At 61.9% G+C, this 24009-nt stretch carries 23 protein-coding genes; 12 read left to right on the forward strand and 11 right to left on the reverse strand.

The features are described from left to right. Positions 1–77 precede the first annotated feature (77 nt). Entirely contained in the window at positions 78–1346 is a 1269-nt protein-coding gene (serA, locus tag A4A58_RS05975; protein WP_433993611.1) for a phosphoglycerate dehydrogenase, read from the forward strand. A 73-nt stretch (positions 1347–1419) separates the two neighbouring features. Further along, positions 1420–2415: a tRNA dihydrouridine(20/20a) synthase DusA gene (gene dusA, locus A4A58_RS05980; protein ID WP_081421751.1), complete on the forward strand. Its 996-nt coding sequence runs from the start codon at positions 1420–1422 to the stop codon at positions 2413–2415. 109 nt (positions 2416–2524) lie between these two features. Here the strand turns inward: dusA and A4A58_RS05985 are convergent, their stop codons facing one another. From A4A58_RS05985 to A4A58_RS06005, 5 genes are all read right to left on the reverse strand, one after another. After that, positions 2525–3037 carry a GNAT family N-acetyltransferase gene (locus tag A4A58_RS05985; protein WP_204378166.1) on the reverse strand — a complete coding sequence of 171 codons (513 nt, stop codon included), beginning with the start codon at positions 3035–3037 and terminating at the stop codon, positions 2525–2527. 220 nt (positions 3038–3257) lie between these two features. Then, positions 3258–3770, reverse strand: coding sequence for a TIGR02281 family clan AA aspartic protease (locus tag A4A58_RS05990; RefSeq protein ID WP_068730552.1), 513 nt, complete (start codon positions 3768–3770; stop codon positions 3258–3260). 10 nt (positions 3771–3780) lie between these two features. Continuing rightward, positions 3781–3999 carry a DUF1289 domain-containing protein gene (locus A4A58_RS05995; protein WP_068730727.1) on the reverse strand — a complete coding sequence of 73 codons (219 nt, stop codon included), beginning with the start codon at positions 3997–3999 and terminating at the stop codon, positions 3781–3783. Between the two features lie 45 nt (positions 4000–4044). After that, positions 4045–5646: a sensor histidine kinase gene (locus A4A58_RS06000; RefSeq protein ID WP_068730553.1), complete on the reverse strand. Its 1602-nt coding sequence runs from the start codon at positions 5644–5646 to the stop codon at positions 4045–4047. A 184-nt stretch (positions 5647–5830) separates the two neighbouring features. Further along, positions 5831–6700 (reverse strand): NAD(P)-dependent oxidoreductase, encoded by an 870-nt coding sequence (locus tag A4A58_RS06005; RefSeq protein ID WP_068730554.1) that lies wholly within the window; start codon positions 6698–6700, stop codon positions 5831–5833. Between the two features lie 313 nt (positions 6701–7013). Between A4A58_RS06005 and apbC the strand changes: the two genes are divergently transcribed. From apbC to A4A58_RS06025, 4 genes are all read left to right on the forward strand, one after another. Next, complete coding sequence (gene apbC, locus A4A58_RS06010; protein WP_068730555.1) at positions 7014–8195, forward strand: iron-sulfur cluster carrier protein ApbC; 1182 nt, start codon at positions 7014–7016, stop codon at positions 8193–8195. A gap of 204 nt (positions 8196–8399) precedes the next feature. Then, positions 8400–9488, forward strand: coding sequence for a TRAP transporter substrate-binding protein (locus A4A58_RS06015; RefSeq protein WP_068730556.1), 1089 nt, complete (start codon positions 8400–8402; stop codon positions 9486–9488). 165 nt (positions 9489–9653) lie between these two features. Further along, a complete protein-coding gene (locus tag A4A58_RS06020; protein WP_068730728.1) occupies positions 9654–10742 on the forward strand; it encodes a TRAP transporter substrate-binding protein in 1089 nt (362 codons plus the stop codon). 134 nt (positions 10743–10876) lie between these two features. After that, a complete protein-coding gene (locus A4A58_RS06025; RefSeq protein WP_139069788.1) occupies positions 10877–11620 on the forward strand; it encodes a 2-keto-4-pentenoate hydratase in 744 nt (247 codons plus the stop codon). A gap of 14 nt (positions 11621–11634) precedes the next feature. Here A4A58_RS06025 and A4A58_RS06030 read toward each other — a convergent pair whose 3' ends face one another. The 5 genes from A4A58_RS06030 to A4A58_RS06050 form a co-directional block, all read right to left on the reverse strand. Continuing rightward, the gene (locus tag A4A58_RS06030) at positions 11635–13044 is read right to left on the reverse strand and encodes a TRAP transporter large permease (RefSeq protein ID WP_068730558.1); all 1410 of its coding nucleotides are present in this window, start codon (positions 13042–13044) and stop codon (positions 11635–11637) included. A 75-nt stretch (positions 13045–13119) separates the two neighbouring features. Further along, entirely contained in the window at positions 13120–13656 is a 537-nt protein-coding gene (locus A4A58_RS06035; protein ID WP_068730559.1) for a TRAP transporter small permease subunit, read from the reverse strand. A 234-nt stretch (positions 13657–13890) separates the two neighbouring features. After that, the gene (gene moaA / locus A4A58_RS06040) at positions 13891–14922 is read right to left on the reverse strand and encodes a GTP 3',8-cyclase MoaA (RefSeq protein ID WP_068730560.1); all 1032 of its coding nucleotides are present in this window, start codon (positions 14920–14922) and stop codon (positions 13891–13893) included. A gap of 112 nt (positions 14923–15034) precedes the next feature. Beyond that, the gene (locus A4A58_RS31745; RefSeq protein ID WP_349509571.1) at positions 15035–15244 is read right to left on the reverse strand and encodes a hypothetical protein; all 210 of its coding nucleotides are present in this window, start codon (positions 15242–15244) and stop codon (positions 15035–15037) included. 383 nt (positions 15245–15627) lie between these two features. After that, positions 15628–16341: an HAD-IA family hydrolase gene (locus tag A4A58_RS06050; RefSeq protein ID WP_244499685.1), complete on the reverse strand. Its 714-nt coding sequence runs from the start codon at positions 16339–16341 to the stop codon at positions 15628–15630. Positions 16342–16511: 170 nt separating this feature from the next. Between A4A58_RS06050 and rpiA the strand changes: the two genes are divergently transcribed. From rpiA to gor, 3 genes are read left to right on the forward strand one after another with little or no spacing between them, the layout of a single operon-like run. Next, positions 16512–17210, forward strand: a complete 699-nt coding sequence (rpiA, locus tag A4A58_RS06055) for a ribose-5-phosphate isomerase RpiA (RefSeq protein ID WP_068730562.1) — start codon at positions 16512–16514, stop codon at positions 17208–17210. Between the two features lie 23 nt (positions 17211–17233). Next, complete coding sequence (locus tag A4A58_RS06060) at positions 17234–17773, forward strand: DUF2059 domain-containing protein (protein ID WP_068730563.1); 540 nt, start codon at positions 17234–17236, stop codon at positions 17771–17773. Between the two features lie 54 nt (positions 17774–17827). Further along, the gene (gor, locus tag A4A58_RS06065; protein WP_068730564.1) at positions 17828–19213 is read left to right on the forward strand and encodes a glutathione-disulfide reductase; all 1386 of its coding nucleotides are present in this window, start codon (positions 17828–17830) and stop codon (positions 19211–19213) included. A 128-nt stretch (positions 19214–19341) separates the two neighbouring features. On the opposite strand, the gene A4A58_RS06070 is transcribed toward gor, so the two are convergent. Then, a complete protein-coding gene (locus A4A58_RS06070; protein WP_068730565.1) occupies positions 19342–20262 on the reverse strand; it encodes an alpha/beta hydrolase family protein in 921 nt (306 codons plus the stop codon). A 159-nt stretch (positions 20263–20421) separates the two neighbouring features. On the opposite strand from A4A58_RS06070, the gene A4A58_RS06075 reads away from it, so the two are divergent. The 3 genes from A4A58_RS06075 to A4A58_RS06085 are packed head-to-tail and all read left to right on the forward strand — an operon-like array spanning position 20422 to position 23960. After that, positions 20422–21810 carry a class II 3-deoxy-7-phosphoheptulonate synthase gene (locus A4A58_RS06075; protein ID WP_068730566.1) on the forward strand — a complete coding sequence of 463 codons (1389 nt, stop codon included), beginning with the start codon at positions 20422–20424 and terminating at the stop codon, positions 21808–21810. Between the two features lies 1 nt (position 21811). Then, entirely contained in the window at positions 21812–22165 is a 354-nt protein-coding gene (locus tag A4A58_RS06080; RefSeq protein WP_068730567.1) for a diacylglycerol kinase, read from the forward strand. 43 nt (positions 22166–22208) lie between these two features. Next, entirely contained in the window at positions 22209–23960 is a 1752-nt protein-coding gene (locus A4A58_RS06085; protein ID WP_068730568.1) for an NAD+ synthase, read from the forward strand. The last annotated feature ends 49 nt before the right edge of the window (positions 23961–24009 follow it).

The raw sequence follows: 24009 nt of genomic DNA on the forward strand, positions 1-24009 counted from the left end.
TGTGAGCCGGACCAACCGGGGCTTTACCGCTCCAGCGTGGTTTCTATCTCATTCATTGCTCAAAGGACGCCGCGACCGTGACCAAGAACAGCCTGCCTTTGCCGCAGCTTTCCCTCCCGAAAGACAAGATCAAAATCCTTCTGCTCGAAGGCGTGAACGACAGCGCGGTCGAGCTGATCGAGGCGGCGGGCTATTCGAGCGTGACGCGCCTGCCGAAGGCGCTCGATGGCGAAGCCCTGAAGGAAGCCATCAAGGGCGTTCATATTCTGGGTATCCGGTCGCGCACCCAGATCACGCAGGACGTGCTCGATGCCGCAGACCGGCTCATCGGCGTCGGCTGCTTCAGCGTCGGCACCAACCAGGTGGATATCGATGCTGCGCGCCGCAGCGGCATTCCCGTGTTCAATGCGCCGTTTTCCAACACCCGCAGCGTCGCCGAACTGGTGATCGGCGAAATCGTCATGCTGTTGCGTAGGATCGTGCCGCGGTCCAATGCTGCGCATGACGGGCGGTGGGACAAGTCGGCGAATGACAGCCACGAGGTCCGAGGCAAGACGCTGGGCATCATCGGCTACGGCAGCATCGGCTCGCAGCTTTCCAATCTGGCGGAGGCTCTGGGTATGCGCGTGATCTTCTACGATCACACCGACAGGCTCCGCCATGGCAATACCGAGCCGGTCGCGAGCCTGCAGGAATTGCTGGCGCAGAGCGATGTCGTCAGCCTGCACGTCCCGGAGACGCCAGCCACGCAGGGGATGATCGGCCGCGATGAACTGGCGGCGATGAAGGACGGCGCCTATTTCATCAACAACAGCCGTGGCACCGTGGTCGATCTCGACGCGCTTGCCGAAGCGCTGCGCAACGGCAAGCTACGGGGCGCCGCAGTGGACGTGTTTCCGGTCGAGCCCGGCTCCAATCAGGAACGTTTCGTGACGCCGCTTCAGGGACTGCCGAACGTGCTGCTGACGCCGCATATCGGTGGCTCCACCGAAGAAGCGCAGGAGCGCATTGGCGCTGAAGTCGCGCGCAAGCTGATCGACTACAGCGACAGCGGTTCGACCATGGGCGCCGTGAATTTCCCGCAGGTGCAGCTGCCGGCGCGTCCGTCGGGCACGCGTTTCATTCAGGTCCAGCGCAATGTGCCGGGCATGCTCGGGCGGCTCAACGAAGTGCTCGCGCGTCACGCCGTTAACATTGCTGCGCAATACTATGAGTCTTACAGCGACGTCGGCTATGTCGTGCTCGATGCCGACGCGTCCGCCGCGGACAGTCAGCGGGTGCTCGCGGATATCCGGGCGCTCGAAGGCACGATCCGCGCGCGCTTGCTATATGAATACAAGGGTTAAACCCGGCAGGCTGAACTTGATGGCTGTTTCTGATATGGTCGGAAACAGCTTATCTCGATGATGGATTGGACGATTGACGTATCAGGACATCCGTTTTTCCGTTGCGCCCATGATGGACTGGTCGGATACCCATTGCAGGGTATTTCACCGGATACTGTCGAAGCGCGCGCGGCTCTATACGGAGATGCTGACGACGGGCGCCGTGATCCATGGCGACCGTGCGCGGTTGCTTGGCTTTGACGCCAGCGAACATCCGGTGGCGCTGCAACTCGGTGGCTCTGAGCCGGCGCATCTTGCGGAAGCGGCGAAGATCGGCGTGGATTTCGGCTATGACGAGATCAACGTCAATGTCGGCTGCCCCTCGGATCGCGTGAAGGACGGCCGTTTTGGGGCCTGCCTGATGGCCGAACCGGATCTGGTAGCTCGCGGTGTGGCCGCGATGAAGCAGGCGGTGGACGTGCCGGTCACCGTGAAGTGCCGCATCGGCATCGACGATCAGGATCCCGAAGTCGCTCTTGATACGCTGGCGCGCGCGGTGGTCGCCGCCGGCGCCGACGGTCTGATCGTCCATGCGCGCAAGGCGTGGCTCAACGGCCTGTCGCCGAAAGAGAACCGCAACATTCCGCCGTTGAACTACGACCGCGTCTATCGGCTGAAGGCGGCGATGCCCGACGTGCCGATCGTCATCAATGGCGGCATCGTCGGTGTCACTGAAGCCGCTGCTCATCTCGCGCATGTGGATGGCGCGATGCTCGGTCGCGCCGCCTATCAGGAGCCTTGGCGCTTGCTGTCGGTCGATCCCGAATTGTTTGGCGAGCCGGCGCCGCATGCGACGATGAAAGACGCCTTCGAAGCGATGATGCCCTATATCGAGGATCAGCTCGCGCAAGGCACGCGGCTGCACTCGATCACCCGGCATTTTGTCGGCGCATTCCACGGCGTGCGCGGCGCACGCGCCTTCCGGCGACATCTTGCGGAGAACGGCGTCAAGCATGGCGCCGGCATCAATGTGTTGCGTGAGGCGATTGCACTGGTCGAGGATGAACCGGCGGTTTCCGAAGCGGCATAACTCTGCAGGATACTAACAAGCGCAGCCAGATTGAGAGAAGCGACAGATGTCTCCTCTCATCGTTCTGGCTAGGCATGTTGCTTCGCGCATCCCGGCTACGTGCAGGCAATTATATCTTTGACGAGCTTGGCTCCTCGGAACAGATTCGCAGCGATTTCTGCATCTCGATGTTTTCGATTGGGCTGTTGCATTCGAAACCTGGGTAGCGCCTGAATTCGGACCAGCCACGGCTTTGATAAAAGCTAATCGCACGTTCGTTGAATGTACGAACTTCGAGCCGGCCTATCGCATGGTGCTTCGCAATCTGATGTTCAGCATACGTCATCAATTGAGAGCCTATGCCGGCACCCCAAGTCTTGTGATCTACGTGCAGGGTTTCGATGCAATCACCCGTGACATGGAGAACGCCGACCAAGTCTGTATCGATCGTGGCCACCACGAAAGATCTCCATATCGTCTGAACATGATTGGTGACCGGGTCGGCGGCGGCAAATGCTTGTACGGCTTCAAATGGGAGCTCTGGTGCCCAAGCCACAAGCCAGGAGCGGCGTATCAAGCAAATGAGTGCGGGAATGTCGTTACAGGTCGCGTCACGAAGGATAGCACGGCTGCGTACTGCCATTTTGGTCGCTAACCTGGAAGGTGCGCGCGTCATCGCTCGGGCTTCCATTCTACGTTTCACTTTTGCAATTTCGTCGGATTCCCGTCAAGATTGTTGGTCAGCACGGCCTGAATGAGCGCAACGATATCTTTTTTCTCGGTGTGCCGCAGCCCGCCTGCCTCTCCACCAACGCGTGCCGGAGTTGCCGGCAGCACAAACTAAGAGCGATGAAGCGGCTTAGTTACGGATAACCGCGCAGCATCAGCCTGTCGGCACGCACTTCCCAGCTTTCCAGGCGGTCGAGAAAGCTCATGCCGAGCAGGTTGGTCTTCATCTGGCCGCGCGGCACTACCAGTGCCGGGACGGATCGCTCGACCAGCTTGCCGACGGCGAGGCGATCCAGCGTCAATCGTGCTGCCTTGGTGCGGCCGCCGGCAGTCTCGACGTCGACATTGTAGTCGAGCAATTCGAGCGGCAGACCCGCGGCCTTTGCGGTTTCATAAGTCAGCACCACCGAGGTTGCGCCGGTATCGATCACCATGGCTGTCTTGACGCCGTTGATCTTGGCCTCAAGTCCGAATTCGCCCGTATTGCCGCGCGGGACGTCGACCAGCCGCAGTGGCGGCGGGCTCTGCTTGCGCAAGATTTCCGTGACGAGATTGCCGGCTTTGGAGATCTGCTTGGGATCGCCATAGGCGAGGGCGGCGCCCGCAGTCGCGACAATGACGATGACGAGAAGAAAGACCCGGCTCATGGCGAGCCTCTCAGGTGGCCGCGGATGTCCTCTTCGCTGCGTATGTCGACGAAGGCTCCAGCCCCGCCTCGGCCATGCGGGCCGGCAGCAGTGCCATCGTGTCCAGACGCTCCGCGCTGTCCATTTTTCCCCAGCGCGCGATCTCCGGCAGCGTGCGTCCGCAGCCGAGGCAGAGCTTGGTCTTGGGGTCGATGAAGCAGACGGCGATGCACGGTGTTTCTTTGCTCATCCAGTAATATTGAAGCGGATCGGCTTGCTTGCGCAAGCGTCGAAATCACAGCCCGGTTCCTGCATTCATGATGGGTTTGTTACGGGCCCGACGCTTTTCGTCGGCGACGTTCATCTCGTAATCGGGCTGCAACGGTGGCCCATCGGGCGCCATCGGCGCAAGCGCGGACATCACACGCTCCGGCGGGAAAGTGATGATCACTTCGGTGCCGACTCGCAGCTTCGATTTCAGCGTGAACGTGCCGCCATGCATGTCGACCAAGCTCTTGGCGATCGGGAGACCGAGACCCGCGCCCTGTTCGGCAGATTTGATCGAGTTCGATCCCTGACCGAACGACGCCAGCACGATCGGAATCTCTTCTTCGGCGATGCCCGAGCCAGTGTCCTTGCAGCTCAAATACTGCCCGCCGGAGGCGGTCCAGCCAACCTTGAGCCAGATCTCGCCGCCCTGCGGCGTGAACTTGATCGAATTGGACAGCAGGTTCAGCACGATCTGCCGGCAGGCGCGCTCGTCGCCCCAGACCCGCGGCATGCCGTGTTCGAACACTTCGTGGATGGTGATGCCGCGGCTCGATGCGCGCAGCTTCAACAGGTGATGGCAGTCTGCGACGACATGCACGAGCGAGACGGCTTCTTCGTTGAGTTCGTAGCGGCCGGCTTCGATGCGTGACAGATCGAGGATCTCGTTGATCAGATTCAATAGATGCACGCCGGAATTATGGATGTCGGCGGAATAGTCCTTGTAGACCGGCACGGCATGGCCGCCGAAGATCTCGCTCTTCATCACTTCCGAGAAGCCGAGAATGGCGTTCAGCGGCGTGCGCAGTTCATGGCTCATCTGCGCGAGGAAGCGCGACTTGGCGACATTTGCGGCTTCAGCGCGGTGGCGCGCTTCGTCGGAGATCGCCTTGGCCTGTTCGAGTTCGCCGATCAGCGCGTCTTTCTCGGCGCGGGCTTCCAGCGTCGCGAGCGTGGTCGAATGCAGGCGCTGCGCCAGCAGAGCGAAATAGCCTTCGGCGGCGACAGCCAGAACGGCCAGCACGTAGTTGTCGAAGGTGCCGCGCAGGATGAAGCTCAGCGCCACGCCGAGGGTCACCGGCGCGGTGGCGGCAAAGGCGGCAATCGGCAGGCTCGCGGCGAGCATGCTGGAGACCGCGACCACCAGCAGCATCAGGAACATCATCAGCGAATTGGAGACGACGTCGACGCCGGTTGGATGCACCAGGATCACCGTCCACGACAGGCCGTAGAGCAGGTCCAGAAAGATAAAGCGCAGCCGCCATTTATGCGTGCTGCTGGGTGTCGGTGTTTCCGCCAGATAGCGATTGCAGGTGCGCAGGATCACCGCGTGAATGCACAGCATTCCACAAGACCATGCGGCGGCCGGCAGCGGCTGCATCCAGAACCCGAACAGGATGCCTGTGCCGACCACCAGCAGCGTGATGACGAGCGAGGCGGAGAGGCGGGTCTGGGCGTATTGGCGGAGCAGTTCGCGATCGAAAGCGGGGCGCGTTCCCGATGTCGAGGTCAGCCGGTCGCGCGCTTCGCGCACCCGCTGTTGTGCCGCCCGGCGGTTGCGCGGCGGAACAGCGACGGGCGTTTCAGCCGGAAGCTGGACGACCTCGGGCCTGGCGGCGGGCTCACTCATCACTCGTACACAAATCCTGCACGCAAACGCGCGCGGTTTTTCACAGACCCTATCTGTGCCGCACAATCATTAAGAGGTGCCTTAAAGAACGAAGTAATCCGGTTAATATTCAATAAAAATGGTATCGACGGAGGGCGCCTGCAGGGCGCCGCTCCGCCGTGATTTGTTCAGGAAACCTAGATGGTTACCGGGGCAATCTTGCCAAGAGGCTTGAAGTGTCCCACCGCTTGCCGCCGAGCGCTTCGACCTCGCCGTAGAACTGATCGACAGTGGCCGTGACCGGCAGGCTGGCGCCGTTACGGCGGGCTTCGGCGAGACAGATCGAGAGGTCCTTGCGCATCCATTCGACGGCGAAGCCGAAATCGAATTTTCCGTCATTCATGGTCTTGTGACGGTTCTCCATCTGCCACGACTGCGCGGCGCCCTTGGAGATCACCTCGACCACCGCATTGACGTCGAGACCGGCCTTCTTGGCGAAGTGGATGCCTTCGGACAGCGCCTCGACGAGGCCGGCGATGCAGATCTGATTGACCATCTTGGTGAGCTGGCCGGAGCCGGCGGGGCCGAGCAGCTTCTGCATCTTGGCGTAGGCGGTGATCACCGGCTCGACCTTGGCATAAACCTTCGCGTCGCCGCCGCACATCACGGTGAGGGCGCCGTTTTCGGCACCTGCCTGTCCGCCGGACACCGGCGCGTCGATGAAGTGAAAGCCGGCCTTGGTCGCAGCCGCATCGAGTTCTCGCGCCACTTCGGCGGAGGCGGTGGTATGATCGACGAAGATCGCGCCCTTGGTCATGCCGGCGAAGGCGCCGTCGGGGCCGGTGGTGACCGAGCGCAGGTCCTCGTCATTGCCGACGCAGCACATCACGAAGTCCTGGCCTTCAGCAGCCGCTTTCGGGGTTGCTGCGGACTTGCCGCCGAACTTCTCCACCCATGCCTTCGCCTTGGCTACGTTGCGGTTGTAGACGGTGACCTTGTGGCCGCCCTTGGTGGCAAGGTGGCCGGCCATGGGGAAACCCATGACGCCGAGACCGATGAATGCAACTTTGGCCATGTCCGTACCCTTTGGATGCTGTCGGCTGTGCTGCCGAACGTCGACTATTGGGAAGTGAGGCGCCGCCCTGGTTCGTGGCGGCGAGATCGCTGGTGATGAGGAGCGCCAGCATAGTCGCTGCACAGGACGCGGCAAAGCCCCCGTTACCACTCATGGCTGCAGCCGCTTATGGTGCGCTGCAAAAGAAAAACTGGTGCCGGTCTTGTGCCAGAGCAATCTCGGAATTCTCAACATAGCCTAGAAACAGCATGGACTTAGGGCGGAAGTTCTCTATCTGTGCGGTCTAGTTCGTCCGTCGATCGGGAGACACGCATTGAGCGTTTCGCAGCAGCAGGTTCTGGATGGTCTGGCCAAGGTGACATCGCCGCGCGGCGTGCCGCTGATCCATGCGGATGTTTTGTCCGAGATCGTCGTGACCGACGGCAAGGTGCTGTTTTCGATCAATGTGGACGCCGCTGAAGCGCGCGCCTGGGAAAGCGTGCGCGCGCAGGCGGAAGCCGCAGTGCGAGCGATCCCTGGTGTCACCGGTGCAATGGTCGCGCTGACCGCCGAGCGCAAGCCGGGCAGCGCGCCGCCTGCGCCGCAGCGCCACGACCACGCAGGACATTCCCATGGTCCCGGTGGGCATTCGCATGGTCCGCAGTCCGGCGGCGTACAGCCGGTCTCGGCGCATCGCCCGCACGCCAACCCGGCCAACTCGCCAATGTCAAAACAGGCTGAGATTCCTGGCGTTGCCGCGATCATCGCCGTGGCTTCGGGGAAGGGTGGTGTCGGCAAGTCCACGACGGCACTCAATCTGGCGCTGGGGCTGCGCGATCTCGGCCTGAAGGTCGGTTTGCTCGACGCCGATATCTATGGTCCTTCGGTGCCGCGGCTGACCGGCATCAATGAAAAGCCGACCCTGGACGACAACAGGAAGATGATCCCGATCGAACGCTTTGGTCTGTCGATCATGTCGATCGGCTTCCTCGTCGAGGAGGAAACCGCGATGATCTGGCGCGGGCCGATGGTGATGTCGGCGATCACCCAGATGCTGCGCGATGTCGCATGGGGCACGCTCGACGTCCTCATCGTCGATATGCCCCCCGGCACCGGCGATGCACAGCTCACGCTGGCGCAGAACGTGCCCCTTAAGGGCGCCGTGATCGTCTCGACGCCGCAGGATCTGGCGCTGATCGATGCGAGGCGCGGCCTTGCGATGTTTACCAAGGTCAATGTGCCCGTGCTCGGCATCATCGAGAACATGAGCTATTTCCAGTGCCCGGAATGCGGCACGCGCTCCGACATTTTCGGCCATGGCGGCGCCCGTCATGAGGCCGAGCGGCTCAAGGTGCCGTTCCTCGGCGAAGTGCCGCTGCATATGTCCATCCGCGCTATGTCGGATGCCGGCACGCCGGTGGTCGTGAGCGAGCCCAACGGCCCGCACGCGGCGATCTATCGGGCCATCGGCACGCAGATACGCGACCGGTTGCAGGGCGTTATTGCGGCAGCGTAAGCCGGCCGATGGCGGGGGCCGAGATGTGGCATAGAACTTTCGTTCAATTGGGCAGGCAACGACGTTCGTCGTGTTTTCCGCGGCTGAATAACCGTGTTAGACAGCCTCTGCACCAGAGCGTCTTCGGTTGAATCGCGCAACGATTTGCCGCTGAATATGCTCAAAGGAATTCTAGGGAAAACGCCCGCAAAAAGGAGAGCTTGAATGAAGCGTCGTGAGTTTTTGAAGGTTTCGACGGCCGGTGCCGCGGTGGCCGCCGTTGCCTCGCCGGCGATTGCGCAGTCCGCGCCCGAGATCAAGTGGCGCCTCGCATCGAGCTTCCCGAAGTCGCTCGACACCATCTATGGCGGCGCCGAGATGATGGCGAAGCAGGTCGCCGAAATGACCGACAACAAATTCCAGATCCAGGTCTTCGCGGCCGGTGAACTTGTCCCCGGTCTGCAGGCGCTCGATGCAACCTCGAACGGCACTGTCGAAATGTGCCACACCGTGTCCTATTACTATGTCGGCAAGGATCCGACCTTCGCGATCTATGCGTCGGTCCCGTTTGGCCTGAACGCGCGTCAGCAGAATTCCTGGTGGTACCAGGGCGGCGGCGAGCAGCTCGGCAACGAGTTCTTCAAGAAATTTGGCGTCATCGGTCACCCTTGCGGCAATACGGGCACGCAGATGGGCGGTTGGTTCCGCAAGGAGATCAAGACCGTTGCCGATCTTTCCGGCCTCAAGATGCGCATCGGCGGCATTGCCGGTCAGGTGCTGCAGAAGGTCGGCGTCGTGCCGCAGCAGCTCGCGGGTGGCGACATCTATCCGTCGCTTGAAAAAGGCACCATCGATGCTGCCGAGTGGGTCGGTCCCTATGACGACCAGAAGCTCGGCTTCCAGAAGGTCGCGAAGTACTACTACTATCCAGGTTTCTGGGAAGGTGGCCCAACGGTCCACGCCTTCACCAACCTCGAGAAGTACAACGCGCTGCCGAAGAGCTATCAGGCGATCCTCACCAATGCCTGTGCCAATGCCAACAGCTGGATGGCCGCTCGTTACGACATGCAGAACCCGGCGGCGTTGAAGCAGCTCGTCGCCGGTGGCACGCAGCTGCGTCCGTTCACCAATGAAGTTCTGGATGCATGCCTCAAGGCCACCAACGAACTCTGGGCTGAAATCTCCGCGAAGAACGCCGACTTCAAGAAGTCGATCGACGCGATGCAGGCCTATCGTTCGGACGAATATCTGTGGTGGCAGGTCGCCGAATACACCTTCGACAGCTTCATGATCCGCTCGCGTACCCGCGGCTGATCTTAAGCCTCGATCAAACATGAAGCCCGGCCTTCGCGAGAAGGTCGGGCTTTTTGCATTGCGTCACTCAAATCGCCGTGGCTTCTCGCTGGAACCTGGCCCATGCTGCTCCCCAACGCCCTCGCCAAGAAGGGCGCCGACACATTCACATCCAGGGAGCACATCATGAAGCGTCGTGAGTTCATCAAGGCTGCCGGTCTGGGCGCTGCCGGTGCGGCCATTGCCGCGCCGGCTATCGCGCAATCTTCGCCGGAAATCAAATGGCGGTTGACGTCAAGCTTTCCGAAATCGCTCGATACGATCTATGGCGCCAGCGAGGTGTTCGCCAAGGCCGTTGCCGAGGCCACCGACAACAAATTCCAGATCCAGGTGTTTGCTGCCGGTGAGATCGTCCCCGGTCTGCAGGCGCTGGATGCGGCCTCCAACGGCACCGTGGAGATGTGCCACACGGCGGCCTACTATTATGTAGGCAAGGATCCAACCTTCGCGTTCGGTACTGCGGTTCCGTTCGGACTCAACAGCCGGATGCAGACCTCGTGGCTGCAGGTGGGCGGTGGCGCCGAACTCTTCAATGAATTTCTCAAAGGCTACAACGTCATCGGATTCGCGGCCGGCAACACCGGCTGCCAGATGGGCGGCTGGTTTCGCAAGGAGCTGAAGGAGCCATCCGACCTCAGTGGTCTCAAAATGCGCATCGGCGGCTTCGCCGGCCGTGTGCTCACCAGGCTCGGGCTCGTTCCGCAACAGGTGGCCGCCGGCGATATTTACCCGTCGCTGGAAAAGGGCACCATCGACGCTGCCGAATGGGTCGGACCTTACGATGATGAAAAGCTCGGTTTCCAGAAGGTCGCCAAATATTACTACTATCCCGGCTTCTGGGAGGGCGGTCCGACACTGCACAACATGGTCAACCTCGCGAAGTGGGAGCAGCTTCCTGCCAGCTACAAGTCGATCATCAGGACCGCCTCGTCGCTCGCCAACGAAACCATGCAGGCACGCTACGACGCCTACAATCCGCCGGCGCTGAAGCGCCTGGTGGCCGGTGGCACGCAGCTGCGGCCGTTCCCCGCATCCATCATGGATGCGTCGCTGAAGGCTGCCAACGAGGTTTATGCCGAGACCTCGGCCAGCAATGCGGCGTTCAAGAAAGTCTATGACAGCATGGTGGCCTTCCGCGGCGACCAGTACACTTGGTGGCAGGTCGCCGAGTACAGCTTCGACAGTTTCATGATCCGCTCGCGCACCCGCAGCTGATCGAAGACTGTTTCGGAAAAGGGAGCCTGACCTTCGTGAGAAGGCCAGGCTTCTTGTTGAAGCGGTCTCCCTTAGCCGGTGCGCGGACCGCGAATCCGCTAAGTGTTTTGTTCCTGGAGGGAGCCGAATTTGCCATGACCGAACCTGAAATCGAAACGGCCGCCGACATTCTCGCCGAAGCGCGCCGCGGCGGAACGCAGATCGAAGCGCTGCCCGTCACACCATCTTCGGTCGCGGAGGCGCACGAGATTCAGGATCGGGTTGCTGCGCGGGTCGGACAGCCCATCGGTGCCTTTAAGGCCGGTGCACCGCCCGAGGGCGAACCGACACGCGGTCTGATCGAAGCACGGATGGTCCGTTCAAGCCCGGCGCATATGTCTGTGGCTGAAGTTCCGCATCTCGGCGTCGAGGGCGAGGTCGCCTTCCGCTTTACCCGCGATCTGCCGGCGCGCAGCGTGCCCTACACGCGCGACGAGGTCGCGAAGGCCGTCGCGGTGCTTCCGGTGATCGAAGTGGTTTCAAGCCGCTTCCGCAATCCGCTCAGTCGACCGAAGATGGAACAGCTCGCCGATTGCGGCATCAATGCCGGGTTGGTCACCGGTCCCGAACTCGCCGACTGGTCGCATCTCGATCTGCCGAACCTGCAGATGACCTTTATCGTGAATGGCGAGACGCAGATCGCGCGCAAGGGTGGCCACCCCACCGACGATCCGATCGCAGGCGCTGTCGCGCTGGTGAACATGATGCGCGACGGCGTGAAGGCTGGCCAGATCGTGACCACAGGCAGCTGGACCGGACTGCCGTTCTTCAAACCGGGCGATCGATGCACCGTCCGGTTCGAGGGGCTGGGCGAAGCCGAAGTGGTGTTCGACGGCTAAGCCCCGACTTCCAGTTACTTCGCTGGTCCGAAGTCCGGCATCGCCGGCATCTCGATCTGCGGAATCTCGATCTTCACGTTGGACGTATCCACAGCCGTGTTGTCGATCCAGTAGGTCACGAGACCGGGCCAGTAGATCACGATGATCACCAGGATGATCTGCATCCCGACCCATGGCAGGGCGCCGAGATAGATATCGCGGCTCTTCACTTCGGGCGGCGCGATGCCGCGCAGGTAGAACAGTGCGAAGCCGAACGGCGGATGCATGAATGACGTCTGCATGTTCACGCAGAGCAGCACGCCGAACCAGACGAGATCGATGCCGAGCTTGGCGGCCACCGGCGCCAGCAACGGAATGATGATGAAGGCGATCTCGAAGAAGTCGAGGAAGAACGCCAGGAAGAACACGAAAATGTTCACGAAGATCAGGAAGCCGATCGCGCCGCCGGGCAGGCCGGTCAGCAGATGCTCGATCCAGCGCGCGCCATCCATGCCCTGGAAGACGAGGCTGAAGCAGGTCGAGCCGATCAGGATGAACACCACCATCGACGTCAGGCGCATGGTCGAGGTCATCGCCTGTTCGACCAGCGGCCATGTCAGGCGGCGATGCAAGGCGGCGAGCACCATGGCGCCGACCGCGCCCATGGCGCCGGCTTCGGTCGGTGTTGCCAGGCCAAGACCGATGGTGCCGAGCACCAGGAAGATCAGAACGATTGAGGGGATCATGCCCCACAGCACGCGGCTGATGAGCTTCCAGTTCATCGGCTCGCGCGCATGTTCCGGAATCGGCGGCATCGAATTCGGACGCAGGAACGACAGCACGGCGATGTAGAGGATGAAGATCACGACCTGGATGATCGAAGGACCGATCGCGCCGAGATACATGTCGCCGACCGAACGGCCGAGCTGGTCGGCGAGCACGATCAGCACCAGCGACGGCGGGATCAGTTGTGTGATGGTACCGGATGCGGCGATGACGCCGGTGGCCACCTTCATGTCGTAGCCGTAACGCATCATGATCGGCAGCGAGATCACGCCCATGGCGATGACCGATGCCGCGACCGTGCCGGTGATGGCGCCGAGCACGGCACCCACGATGATCACCGCATAAGCGAGACCACCGGGGATCTTGCCGAACAACTGGCCGGTGCCCTCGAGCAGATCTTCAGCAAGGCCGCAGCGCTCGAGGATCGCGCCCATGAAGGTGAAGAACGGGATCGACAGCAGCAGGTCGTTCGAGATCGTGCCGTAGAAGCGGAACGGCAGCGCCTGCAGGAAGGACGGATCGAAGTGGCCGGTGAAGATGCCGAGAATGCCGAAGAACAGGCCGACCGCGGCCAGTGAGAAGGCGACCGGGAAGCCGAACACCATGAAGCAGATCATGGTGCCGAACATCAGCGGGGGGAACACGCCGTACGAAAACATCGGTGGTCCTGACTATCGAACTGGTTCTATCGAACGGATTGGTCGAAATGCGAGAGGCTGAAAAAGCAAACGCCGCTATTGCAGCGGCGCTTCGTAATGGGTGTCGATCTTGACGACGCCGGCGAGCGCGGCGATGCGCTTGGCGAGTTCGGCCAGACCCTGCAGTAGCAGCAGACCGAAGCCGAGCGGCAGCACCAGCTTCACCGGCCACAGGATCAGGCCGCCCGCATTGCTGGAGACCTCCTGCGAATTCCAGGAATTCAGGAAGAACGGCCACGTCATGTAAGTGAGATAGGTCATCGCCGGCAGCAGGAAGACGCATAGGCCGATAATGTCGATCCACAACCGCGCACGGTCGGAGACCGCCGAATAGAGCAGATCGACGCGCACATGCTCATTGAGGCGCAGTGTCTGCGCCGCGCCGAAAAACACGATGCCCGCGAACATGTACCACTGGATTTCGAGCCAGCCGTTCGACGAATAGTTGAAGAGATAACGGATCGTGGCATTGCCGGCGCTGACGAGGCAGGCGAGCAGCACGAGCCACTTGGCGATGAAGCCAAAGACATCGCTCAGGCCGTCGATCACACGTGTGATTTTAAGTAAGTCCACCGGTTTCCCCCGTCGTCGCTCCAGCGCGTGCTCGTCTCGGCTTTCCTACTGAGAAAGCGCAGCTTTTTCCGCTGGGCGAAGTAACGCGGCGGCACCATTTCAGCGCGTCATGCAATCGTCAATCGGAAAATCGACAAATTGACGCACGGGCTAAAACATGGGTGGGACAGGGGAATCCTGCTTTGCGCTGGATCGGGGGAGGCTTCAGACGATCTCGCAGCGCAGCGTTATCGGCTATCCGCCGGTGACGCTCATATGCCGGCTGACGCTCGGCCGGTTGTGGCGTCGATCGATGATGAAATCGTGCCCCTTGGGCTTCAGGCCAATGGCGCGGTCGATGGTGGCATTGAGCAGTTCATTGCTCTCGGAAGCCCGCAGCGGCTTGCGCAGGTCGGAGGCATCCTCGTGTCCGAGACAGGTATGGATCGTGCCGGTGCAGGTAATGCGGACACGGTTGCAGGATTCGCAGAAATTGTGGGTCATCGGCGTGATGAAGCCGATCTTGCCGCCAGTTTCGGCAACGCGGACATAGCGGGCGGGACCGCCGGTATCGTCCGGCAAATCCGTCATCGTGAACTGCTGGGCGAGACGCGTACGCAGCATAGACAGCGGCACATACTGGTCGATGCGGCCTTCGCCGATATCGCCCATCGGCATCACTTCGATCAGCGTCAGCGCCATATCGCGGCCGTGGGCCCATTCGATCAATGAGGGGATCTCATCCTCATTCATGTTCTTCAGGGCGACGGCATTGATCTTCACGGCGAGGCCCGCAGCCTGCGCCGCGTCGATCCCGGCCAGCACCTTGTTGAGGTCGCCCCAGCGCGTGATGGTGCGGAATTTCGCAGGGTCGAGCGTGTCCAGGGAGACGTTGATGCGCTTCACGCCGCAATCCGCGAGCTCAGCGGCATATTTGGACAACAGCGAGCCGTTGGTGGTCAGCGTCAGCTCTTTCAGCGCGCCGGTCTTGAGGTGGCGCGACAGCGAACGCACCAGACCCATCACATTGCGCCGGACCAGTGGCTCGCCGCCGGTGAGCCGCAGCTTGGTGACGCCCTTGGCGATGAATGCGGAACACAGCCGATCAAGTTCTTCCAGCGTCAGCAGGTCAGCCTTGGGCAGGAAGGTCATGTCTTCCGACATGCAGTAGAAGCAGCGCAGATCGCAGCGATCCGTCACCGAGACACGCAGATAGCTGATCCGCCGGCCGAACGGATCGGTCATGGCAGAGGAGGCCAGGGCGGGGCTCAACTCGGAGACGGTCATTCAGATGCCTGACTGCAAAACATGAATTGCTCGCGCGGCGAAAAACGCCGCACGTTCAATCTAGTCACGTGTTGCAGCTGGCACAATCACGCCAACGTATATGTTTGGTGGATCAGCGAGGGGCGGGGAACGGTGAGCCCGCCGCAGATGCGGCGGCGGCCGGGGCCGCGGCAGGCGCTGCTGCACGCTTGGCAGCCTTGCGGGCGCGGCGTGGCGGCGTCGCAGGCTGCAACTCGGCGACGACCGGGCTCGGATCGACCGTGGTCCGTGCCGGCGAGGTGAAATCCCCGGGAACGCGGGTGATGGTCACTGGAACTGTCATCGGCTGGAATTTTGCAAGGGTAAAGGTTGCACTGAACCCGGTTTCCGTCGCCAGAGGCAGCGAGCACGGGGTTTTGCAGCTCGGGCCAATCGACGTGACCACCTCTGCGCCGGGCGGAACCGAGTCGAATTGCACGGTAACCGGTTCCGGTGCTGACTTGAATGCGTCCATGGAGAACGAGGTGCAACCGGCCAGGCTCAGGCCTGCCGCTGCCAAAACTATTACTCTACGCATGGGTATATCCGTCACGTTTTGCGGCTAGCCGCCATCCCCGGGCAACCATAGGAGCGTCGCACATATGACGCAACACGCAGGGCGTTTATAGTTAATTGATGGTTAATGGTTCTGCCGAAGAACCTGAGAAGCTCAATTAAATGAGAGGGCTAGGAGGGGCGTTTGGGCATCAGGCGCTCAACGGTGGCCGGCAAATCGCGGAAATGGTCGATCACGATGTCGGGCTTGAGCTCGATAATCGGGACATCAGTATAGCCGAATGTAACGCCGATTACCGGGACATTGGCCCGCCGCGCCACACCGACATCGGGGCCGGCATCGCCGACCATGACAACGGACGACATCACGCCACCGGCACGCGCTACCGTTTGCTGCAAGATGACCGGATCGGGCTTCGCGACGCCGAACGTGTCAGCGCCGCAGATCGCCGCGAATCGGTTGGTCAGCTCCAGCTTTTCGAGCAGCAGCTTCGACAGCCATTCCAGCTTGTTGGTGCAAACCGCGAAGCGGTAGCCGCGCCCTGCCATCTCGTCGAGCGCGCCAATCAGCCCCTCGAAGGGGCGCGACTCGTCAGCGATATGCTCCGCGTAATAAGCGATGAAATCCTCGGTCAGGCGTGTGACCTCGTCCGGGGTCATTTCCCGCCCTTCAAGCTCGAGCCCGCGTTCGATCAGGCGCCGGGCGCCCTGGCCGATCATTTTCCGCGCGGATTCCAGCGGGACGGGGGCCAGCCCCTCCTGGTGGAGCACGTGGTTCAGCGCGCTGATGAGATCGGGGGCGGTATCGACGAGGGTGCCGTCGAGGTCGAAAACGACGAGGGGGGCAGGGGAAGCATCTGTCATGCAGGGATCGCTACCGGTCATCGGCCGATCCCGCAAGGGGGCCCGGATGCGGTCCGGCATCCCTTGAAATGCAGGCCTGCATTCCCCGGGAAAGCACGCCCTTCGCCCTGTTCCTTCCCCCCAAACGTCGCTAGATATGCGGCGCATCCCGTCCGCGGGACCGATTGTGAACCGCAAGGACCGCTGCGCCGATGAATATGGACGAGCTGAAACGACAGGCTGCCGCAAAGGCGCTCGAACATGTGCGTGATGGTATGAAGCTCGGACTCGGCACGGGATCGACAGCGAAGCACTTCGTCGAGCTGCTTGGCGAGCGCGTGGCGGGCGGTCTCAAGGTTATTGGCGTTCCGACGTCTGAGACCACGCGGGCCGATGCGCAGCGTTGCGGCGTGCCGCTGACCACACTCGACGAGGTCGATCGGCTCGATCTCACGGTCGACGGTGCCGACGAAGTCGATCCGGCGCTGAATCTCATCAAGGGCGGCGGCGGCGCATTGTTGCGCGAGAAGATCGTGGCGGCGGCGTCCGACCGCATGATTGTCATTGCCGACGATTCCAAATGGGTGCCGACCCTCGGCCGCTTCCCGCTGCCCGTGGAAGTGATCCCGTTCGGCCTGTCGGCCACGCGCCGTGCGATTGCCGATGTGTTCGCGAAGTGCGGGTTGCACGGCGAAATGGCCATTCGCAGCGGCAAGGACGGCCATGCTTTCGTCACCGATGGCGGCCACTGGATCATCGACGCCCGGCTCGGGACCATCACCGATGCGCCCCGACTGGCCGGGCTGCTCGGCGCCATTCCGGGCGTGGTCGAGCACGGTTTGTTTATCGGTCTGGCAAGCACCGCCATGCTGGCAGGATCGCAGGGAATTCGCGTTTTCGAGCGTCCGTAACGGCGCAATCAAGGAGAATTGGAATGAAGAAGCTTTCGCACATGCTGCTGTCCGCTGGTCTAGCGCTCGGCGTTGCAGTCACCGCGCTGCCGGTCTCCGCGCAGCAGGCGTCTCCGGAAGGACAGGCTCGTCCGATCAAGCCGGCATCGCCCGCTGCGATCGCTTACGCCAAGGAGATCCTGGCGATGAAGAACGCCAGCGCGATGTATGCCAATGCCGTGCCGAATATGGTTCAGCGCGTCAAGGATTCGCTGCTGCAGAGCAATCTGAACTATCAGAAGGATCTCAACGAGGTCGCCATCACCATCGCGCAGACGATGGCCGGGCGCGACAAGGAGATCACCGAGCAGATGGCGAAGATCTATGCCAGCGACTTCACCGAGGCGGAGTTGAAGGATCTTGCGACCTTCTACAAGTCGCCGCTCGGCCAGAAACTTCTGGTGCAGGAGCCCCAGTCGATTTCCGCCAGCATGACCTATATGCAGCAGTGGGCGCAGCAGTTTTCGGAGCAGGTCAATGGCCTGTTCCGCGCTGAAATGCGCAAGCGCGGCAAGGAAATCTAGGGGCGTAAGCTGAGGCCCGTCATCCCGGGCCTCAGTCCGCAGTTCGGAGCGATCATGGCTGACGTCGACGTCGATCTGTTTGTCATTGGTGGTGGTTCTGGCGGCGTGCGCGCCGCCCGTATCGCGGCCGGCTACGGCGCGAAGGTCATGGTGGCCGAGGAATATCGCTTCGGCGGCACCTGCGTGATCCGCGGCTGCGTGCCGAAGAAGCTGATGGTTTATGCCTCGCATGTCCGGCGCGAGATCGACGATGCCGCCGGCTTCGGATGGACCATTCCGACGGCAACATTCGACTGGTCGACCTTCATCGCCAACAAGGACAAGGAGATCGCCCGGCTTGAGGGCATCTATCAGTCCAATGTCGAGAAGTCCGGCGCGACCACCGTCAAGACACGCGCAGTGTTCGAGGATCCGCACACGCTGCGGCTCGGCACCGGCGAGATGGTTCGCGCCAAACACATCCTGATTGCGACCGGCGGCGCGCCCAATCATGGGCCGGCGATTCCCGGCATCGAGCATGTGATCTCCTCCAACGAGGTGTTTCATCTGCCCGAACTGCCGAAGCGCATCGTGATCCAGGGCGGGGGCTATATCGCGCTTGAATTCGCCTGCATCTTTGCGGGACTCGGCTCCGACGTGACGGTGGTCTATCGCGGCGACAACATCCTGCGCGGCTTCGATGAAGACGTGCGCGCCCATGTTCGCAGCGAGATGGAGAAGGATGGCATCACCATCCTGACCGGCTGCACGGTCACCAGGGTCGAGAAGCACCGGCACGAATTCACGACGCATCTGTCCAGCGGCGCAAGCATCGCGTCCGATCAGGTGTTGTTCGCGATCGGGCGTAATCCGAACACCGCCAATCTCGGCCTCGAAAAGGCTGGCGTTGTACTCAAGCCCGCCCATGGCGGCATCATCGTCAACGAGTTCTCGCAGACCAATGTGCCGCATATCTACGCGGTCGGTGATGTCACCAATCGCGTCAACCTCACTCCGGTGGCGATCCGCGAAGGCCACGCCTTTGCCGATACGGTGTTCGGCAAGAAGACCGTGAAGGTCGACCACAGCAATATTCCAACCGCGGTGTTTACTCAGCCGGAAGTCGGTACCGTCGGCATGAGCGAAGAAGAGGCGCGCGCCACTTTCAGCCACGTCGATATCTACAAGACCAATTTCCGGTCGATCAAATCGACCATCTCCGGCAGCGAAAGCCGGGTGCTGATGAAGCTGGTGGTCGACGGCGCGACCGATATCGTGATCGGTTGTCACATCGTCGGACCGGAGGCGGCCGAGCTCATTCAGGTGCTGGGTATCTGCGTGAAACTGAAGGCCACCAAGGCTGACTTCGACGCCACGGTGGCCGTGCATCCGAGTGCGGCCGAGGAGCTGGTGACGATGCGCACGCCCACTGCACGCTACGTGCGCGAGGCCGCAGAATAGTTTCGAGGGCGTCGCAGCCTTTGTAGCCCGGATGAGCGCAGCGACATCCGGGATCAGTCGATCGCCGCTGCAAAGCCCCGGATATCGCTGCGCTCATCCGGGCTACAATTGTGAAGCAGGGAAGTCGTTTAGTCCGGCATCTGGATCCATTCGGCTGCGCCTCGCCACAACGTGTCGCGGTGCTCCGGCCGGAAGAATCCAAAATGGCCGACCTTTTTCGAGCCGGCTTCGATGGGGCGGATACTGTCGATCTCCGGCTTGATCGACGTGAAGCCGGCACAGAGCATTTCGACGGCAGCGCGTGTGGCCCATGGATCGTCCGAAAAGCTGAGGGCCCGCAGCTCGCCGCGGTAGCGCGGAAAGTTCACCAGCGCCCGCAGCTTGCTGTCGTCGAAGAAGTAGCGATCGCTGGTGACCCAGCCCGCCCATTCCAGAAACACGTCGCGTGGCAGGTCGTAGCCGAGGCCTATCCTGCCGGGCGCATAGCCGATGAAGCGCGCCAGCGGCGCGCCGACGAATTTCATCAGCGCATAGATGCGGTAACCCTCAGGAGGCGTCATCAGTCGCCAGGTGCCGGCCTGTGCCGCGATGAGCAGGGCGCGTGACACCTCGGAATTGTTGGGGATCAGGCCGAGCGCCTGACCGCCGAAGGAGTGACCGACAAAGGCGAGTGGCATCGTCTTGTAGCGCTCGCGCATCCAGTTCACCGCGGCGGTGACGTCGAGCGCCGCCCAATCGGTCATGGACGCCTTGAAGCCGACCAGCGCGTTCGACCGGCCGGACAGGGGATCGGCCTTGGGCCGCGAATCCCCGGTGCCGCGGTAGTCATAGGTCAGTACGGCACAGCCGCGGCTTGCGAGGTAGCTGGCGAAGCCTCTGTAGATTTTGCGGGGAACGGCGGTTGCGGAATTGATCAGAACCGCGTGGGTACGGGCGCCGCGGGGCAGGTACAGCGTCGCGCCCAACGAATAGCCGTCGGTCGCCTGGAAGGTGATGTCATCGGCAAAAGCGTCGTCCAGTGCAGCCTCCGACACCGCAGTTTCTCCCATGGTGTCCCATATGTTCCTTACCCGAGCCTAGCAAATGCGAATTCAGCTTTGACTGCAAGGGCTTGGGGCGCAATGTGGATTTCGAACTGGCGATCCCCATCTGTGCTGTGTATAACGCGGCCTCCGCAGCCATAAAGCGCGGTTTTCAGGAGAGAAGTGATGTCCGAGCGGTGGACGCCCGATAGCTGGCGCGGCAAGCCCGTGCTGCAAATGCCGGAATACCCGGATCTCAAGGCCCTTGGCGATGTCGAGGCGCAGCTTGCCACGTTTCCGCCGCTGGTTTTTGCAGGCGAAGCCCGCAATCTGAAGAAGTCACTCGCCCGCGTGGCTGCCGGCGAAGCCTTCCTGCTGCAGGGCGGCGATTGCGCCGAGAGCTTTGCCGAGCACGGCGCCAACAATATCCGCGATTTCTTCCGCGCCTTCCTGCAGATGTCGGTGGTGCTGACCTATGCCGGCGCGCTGCCCGTGGTGAAGATCGGCCGTATCGCCGGCCAGTTCGCCAAGCCACGGTCGTCGCCGATGGAGAAGCTCAACGGTGTCGAACTGCCAAGCTATCGCGGCGATATCATCAATGACATCGCCTTCACGCCAGAATCGCGCGTGCCCGATCCGCAGCGCCAGCTAATGGCCTACCGCCAGTCGGCGGCGACGCTGAACCTACTGCGCGCTTTCGCGACCGGCGGGTTCGCCAATCTCGGCAGCGTGCATCAGTGGATGCTGGGCTTCCTGAAGGATTCGCAGCAGTCACGCCGTTACAAGGAACTGGCCGACCGCATCTCGGACGCGCTGAACTTCATGCGCGCCTGCGGCCTCAATCTGGAAAGCCATCCGGAACTGCGCTCGACGGATTTCTATACCAGCCACGAAGCGCTGTTGCTCGGTTACGAGCAGGCCTTCACGCGCGTCGATTCCACGACCGGCGACTGGTACGCGACCTCCGGCCACATGATCTGGATCGGCGACCGTACGCGGCAGCTCGATCATGCCCATGTCGAATACTTCCGCGGCATCAAGAACCCGATCGGCCTGAAGTGCGGCCCGTCGCTGAAGCCCGATGAACTGATCAAGCTGATCGACGTGCTCAATCCGGACAATGAGCCCGGTCGCCTGACGCTGATCAACCGCTTTGGCCACGAGAAGGTTGGGGAGCATCTGCCGGGCTTCATCCGCGTGGTGCAGAAGGAAGGGCGCTCGGTGGTATGGTCGTGCGATCCGATGCACGGCAACACGATCACGTCGAATTCCGGCTACAAGACCCGGCCGTTCGACCGCATCCTGTCCGAGGTAAAGTCGTTCTTCCAGATTCATGCCGCCGAAGGCACTCATCCGGGCGGCGTGCATCTGGAGATGACCGGCCAGAACGTGACGGAATGCACCGGTGGCGCGCGCGCCATTTCGGACGAGGACCTCAACGATCGTTACCACACGGTCTGCGATCCGCGCCTGAATGCCGAGCAGTCCATCGACATGGCGTTCCTGATCGCCGAACTGCTGAAGACGTCCCGCGTCGACCGGGCGGAGCCGCTGCCGGTGGCATCGGGTCTCTGACTTGTCGCGCCTCTGGCGGGCCACCATCAACACCTGGAATGGCCTGACCTTCGCGACGCGATCGGAGCAGGCCATTCGCGAGGAGCTGTTTGCACTGCTCCTCGCGGTGCCGCTGTCATTCCTCATCGGCACCACCGCAGTGCGCCGGCTCGAGCTGGTGGCGGTGGTTTTGCTGCTGCTCACCGTCGAACTCCTCAACACCGCTATCGAGAAACTGGCCGACCGGCTCACCACCGAACACGATCCGCAGATCGGGCGTGTGAAGGATATGGGCTCGGCGGCCGTCGGCGTCGCGCTGGTGATCGCTGGCATGACCTGGTTGTACGCGCTCGGTGAGCGCATAGGGCTCCTTTAAACACGCAGTTGCGAAGGGTGGGCCGGTAGGCTTGGATGTTTCCATGACAGAATCTGCCCGCTTCACCATCACGCTCGCTCAGCTCAATCCCATTGTCGGCGATATCACCGGCAATGCCGCCAAGGCGCGCGCTGCGCGGGCGCAGGCCAAAGCCGACGGCGCGACGCTGATCGTGTTTCCTGAATTGTTCATCGCCGGCTACCCACCGGAAGACCTGGTGCTGAAGCCGGCCTTCCAGGCGGCTTGCCGCGCGGCCATAGAAGAGCTGGCGCGCGAGACCGCAGACGGTGGTCCCGCCGTCCTGATCGGTTCGCCCTGGGTCGATGGCGGCAAGCTCTACAATGCCTGTGCGCTGCTCGACGAAGGCCGCATTGCCGCCATCCGCTTCAAGGTCAACCTGCCGAATTACGGCGTGTTCGACGAGAAGCGCGTCTTTGCGCGTGGTCCGGTATCCGGACCGATCACCATCCGCGGCCTCCGCGTCGGCGTGCCGATCTGCGAAGACACCTGGATGGAAGAATCCGCCGACTACGAGAACGTGGTCGAGTGCCTCGCGGAGACCGGCGCTGAAATCCTGATCGTGCCGAACGGCTCGCCTTACGCCCGCAACAAGAACGATCTGCGTTTGTCGGTGCAGGTCGCGCGTGTCACCGAAAGCGGTCTGCCGCTGGTCTATCTCAATCAGGTCGGCGGTCAGGACGAACTCGTGTTCGACGGCTCGTCTTTCGTGCTTAATGCCGACCGCTCGCTCGGTGCGCAACTGCCCGCCTTCGCCGAGAGCATCACCACGCTGACGTTCGAGAAGGCCGATGGCCACTGGCGCTGCGACGGTCCGATCGCGCCTGTCTTGGAAGGCGACGAGGGCGATTACGCAGCTTGTGTGCTCGGTCTGCGCGACTACGTCCAGAAGACCGGTTTCCCCGGCGTGCTGATGGGCGTCTCCGGCGGCATCGACTCGGCACTCTGTGCGGCTATCGCCGTCGATGCCCTCGGCGCGGATCGCGTTCGCGGCGTCATGTTGCCGTTCCGGTTTACGGCGCAGGTGTCGCTCGACGATGCCGCGCAACTCGCAAAGGCGCTTGGTATTCGCTACGAGGTGTTACCGATTGCCGAAGCCGTCAACGGCTTCGAGAACATTCTCGCCGGCACGTTCAAAGGTCTCGAACGCGACATCACCGAAGAAAACCTGCAGGCGCGCACCCGCGGCACGCTCCTGATGGCGATCTCCAACAAGACCGGTGCGATGGTCGTCACGACAGGCAACAAGTCGGAAATGTCGGTCGGCTATGCCACGCTCTATGGCGACATGAATGGCGGCTTCAATCCGATCAAGGACATCTACAAGACCGAGGTGTTCCGGCTGTCGACGCTGCGCAATTCGTGGAAACCGGAAGGCGCGCTCGGTCCCGATGGCGAGGTGATCCCGGTCAATATCATCGTGCGACCGCCGACCGCGGAATTGCGCGAGAACCAGACCGATCAGGACTCGCTACCCCCATACGATATTCTCGATGGTATTCTCGAACGTCTGGTCGAGCGCGAAGAGCCGCTGTCGGAGATTGTCGCGGCCGGCTTTGAGAAGGACGTCGTGACGCGCATCGACCGTCTGCTCAACATCGCCGAATACAAGCGCCGACAGGCGGCACCGGGCGTGAAAGTGACGCGGAAGAACTTTGGTAGGGATCGCCGCTATCCGATCACCAACAAGTTTCGCGATCTGGCCAATCCATTGCCGAAGCCCGATGAGGACTTGGTGACGCGGCCCGGCAAGGGCACCAGCGAAGCGTTTGAATGAAGCTGTAGGGCGAATGACGCCCTACAAACCCGTCGTGTATCAGCGCGTG

The sequence above is a fragment of the Tardiphaga robiniae genome (genome assembly GCF_001618955.1).
Classification (GTDB): domain Bacteria; phylum Pseudomonadota; class Alphaproteobacteria; order Rhizobiales; family Xanthobacteraceae; genus Tardiphaga; species Tardiphaga robiniae_A.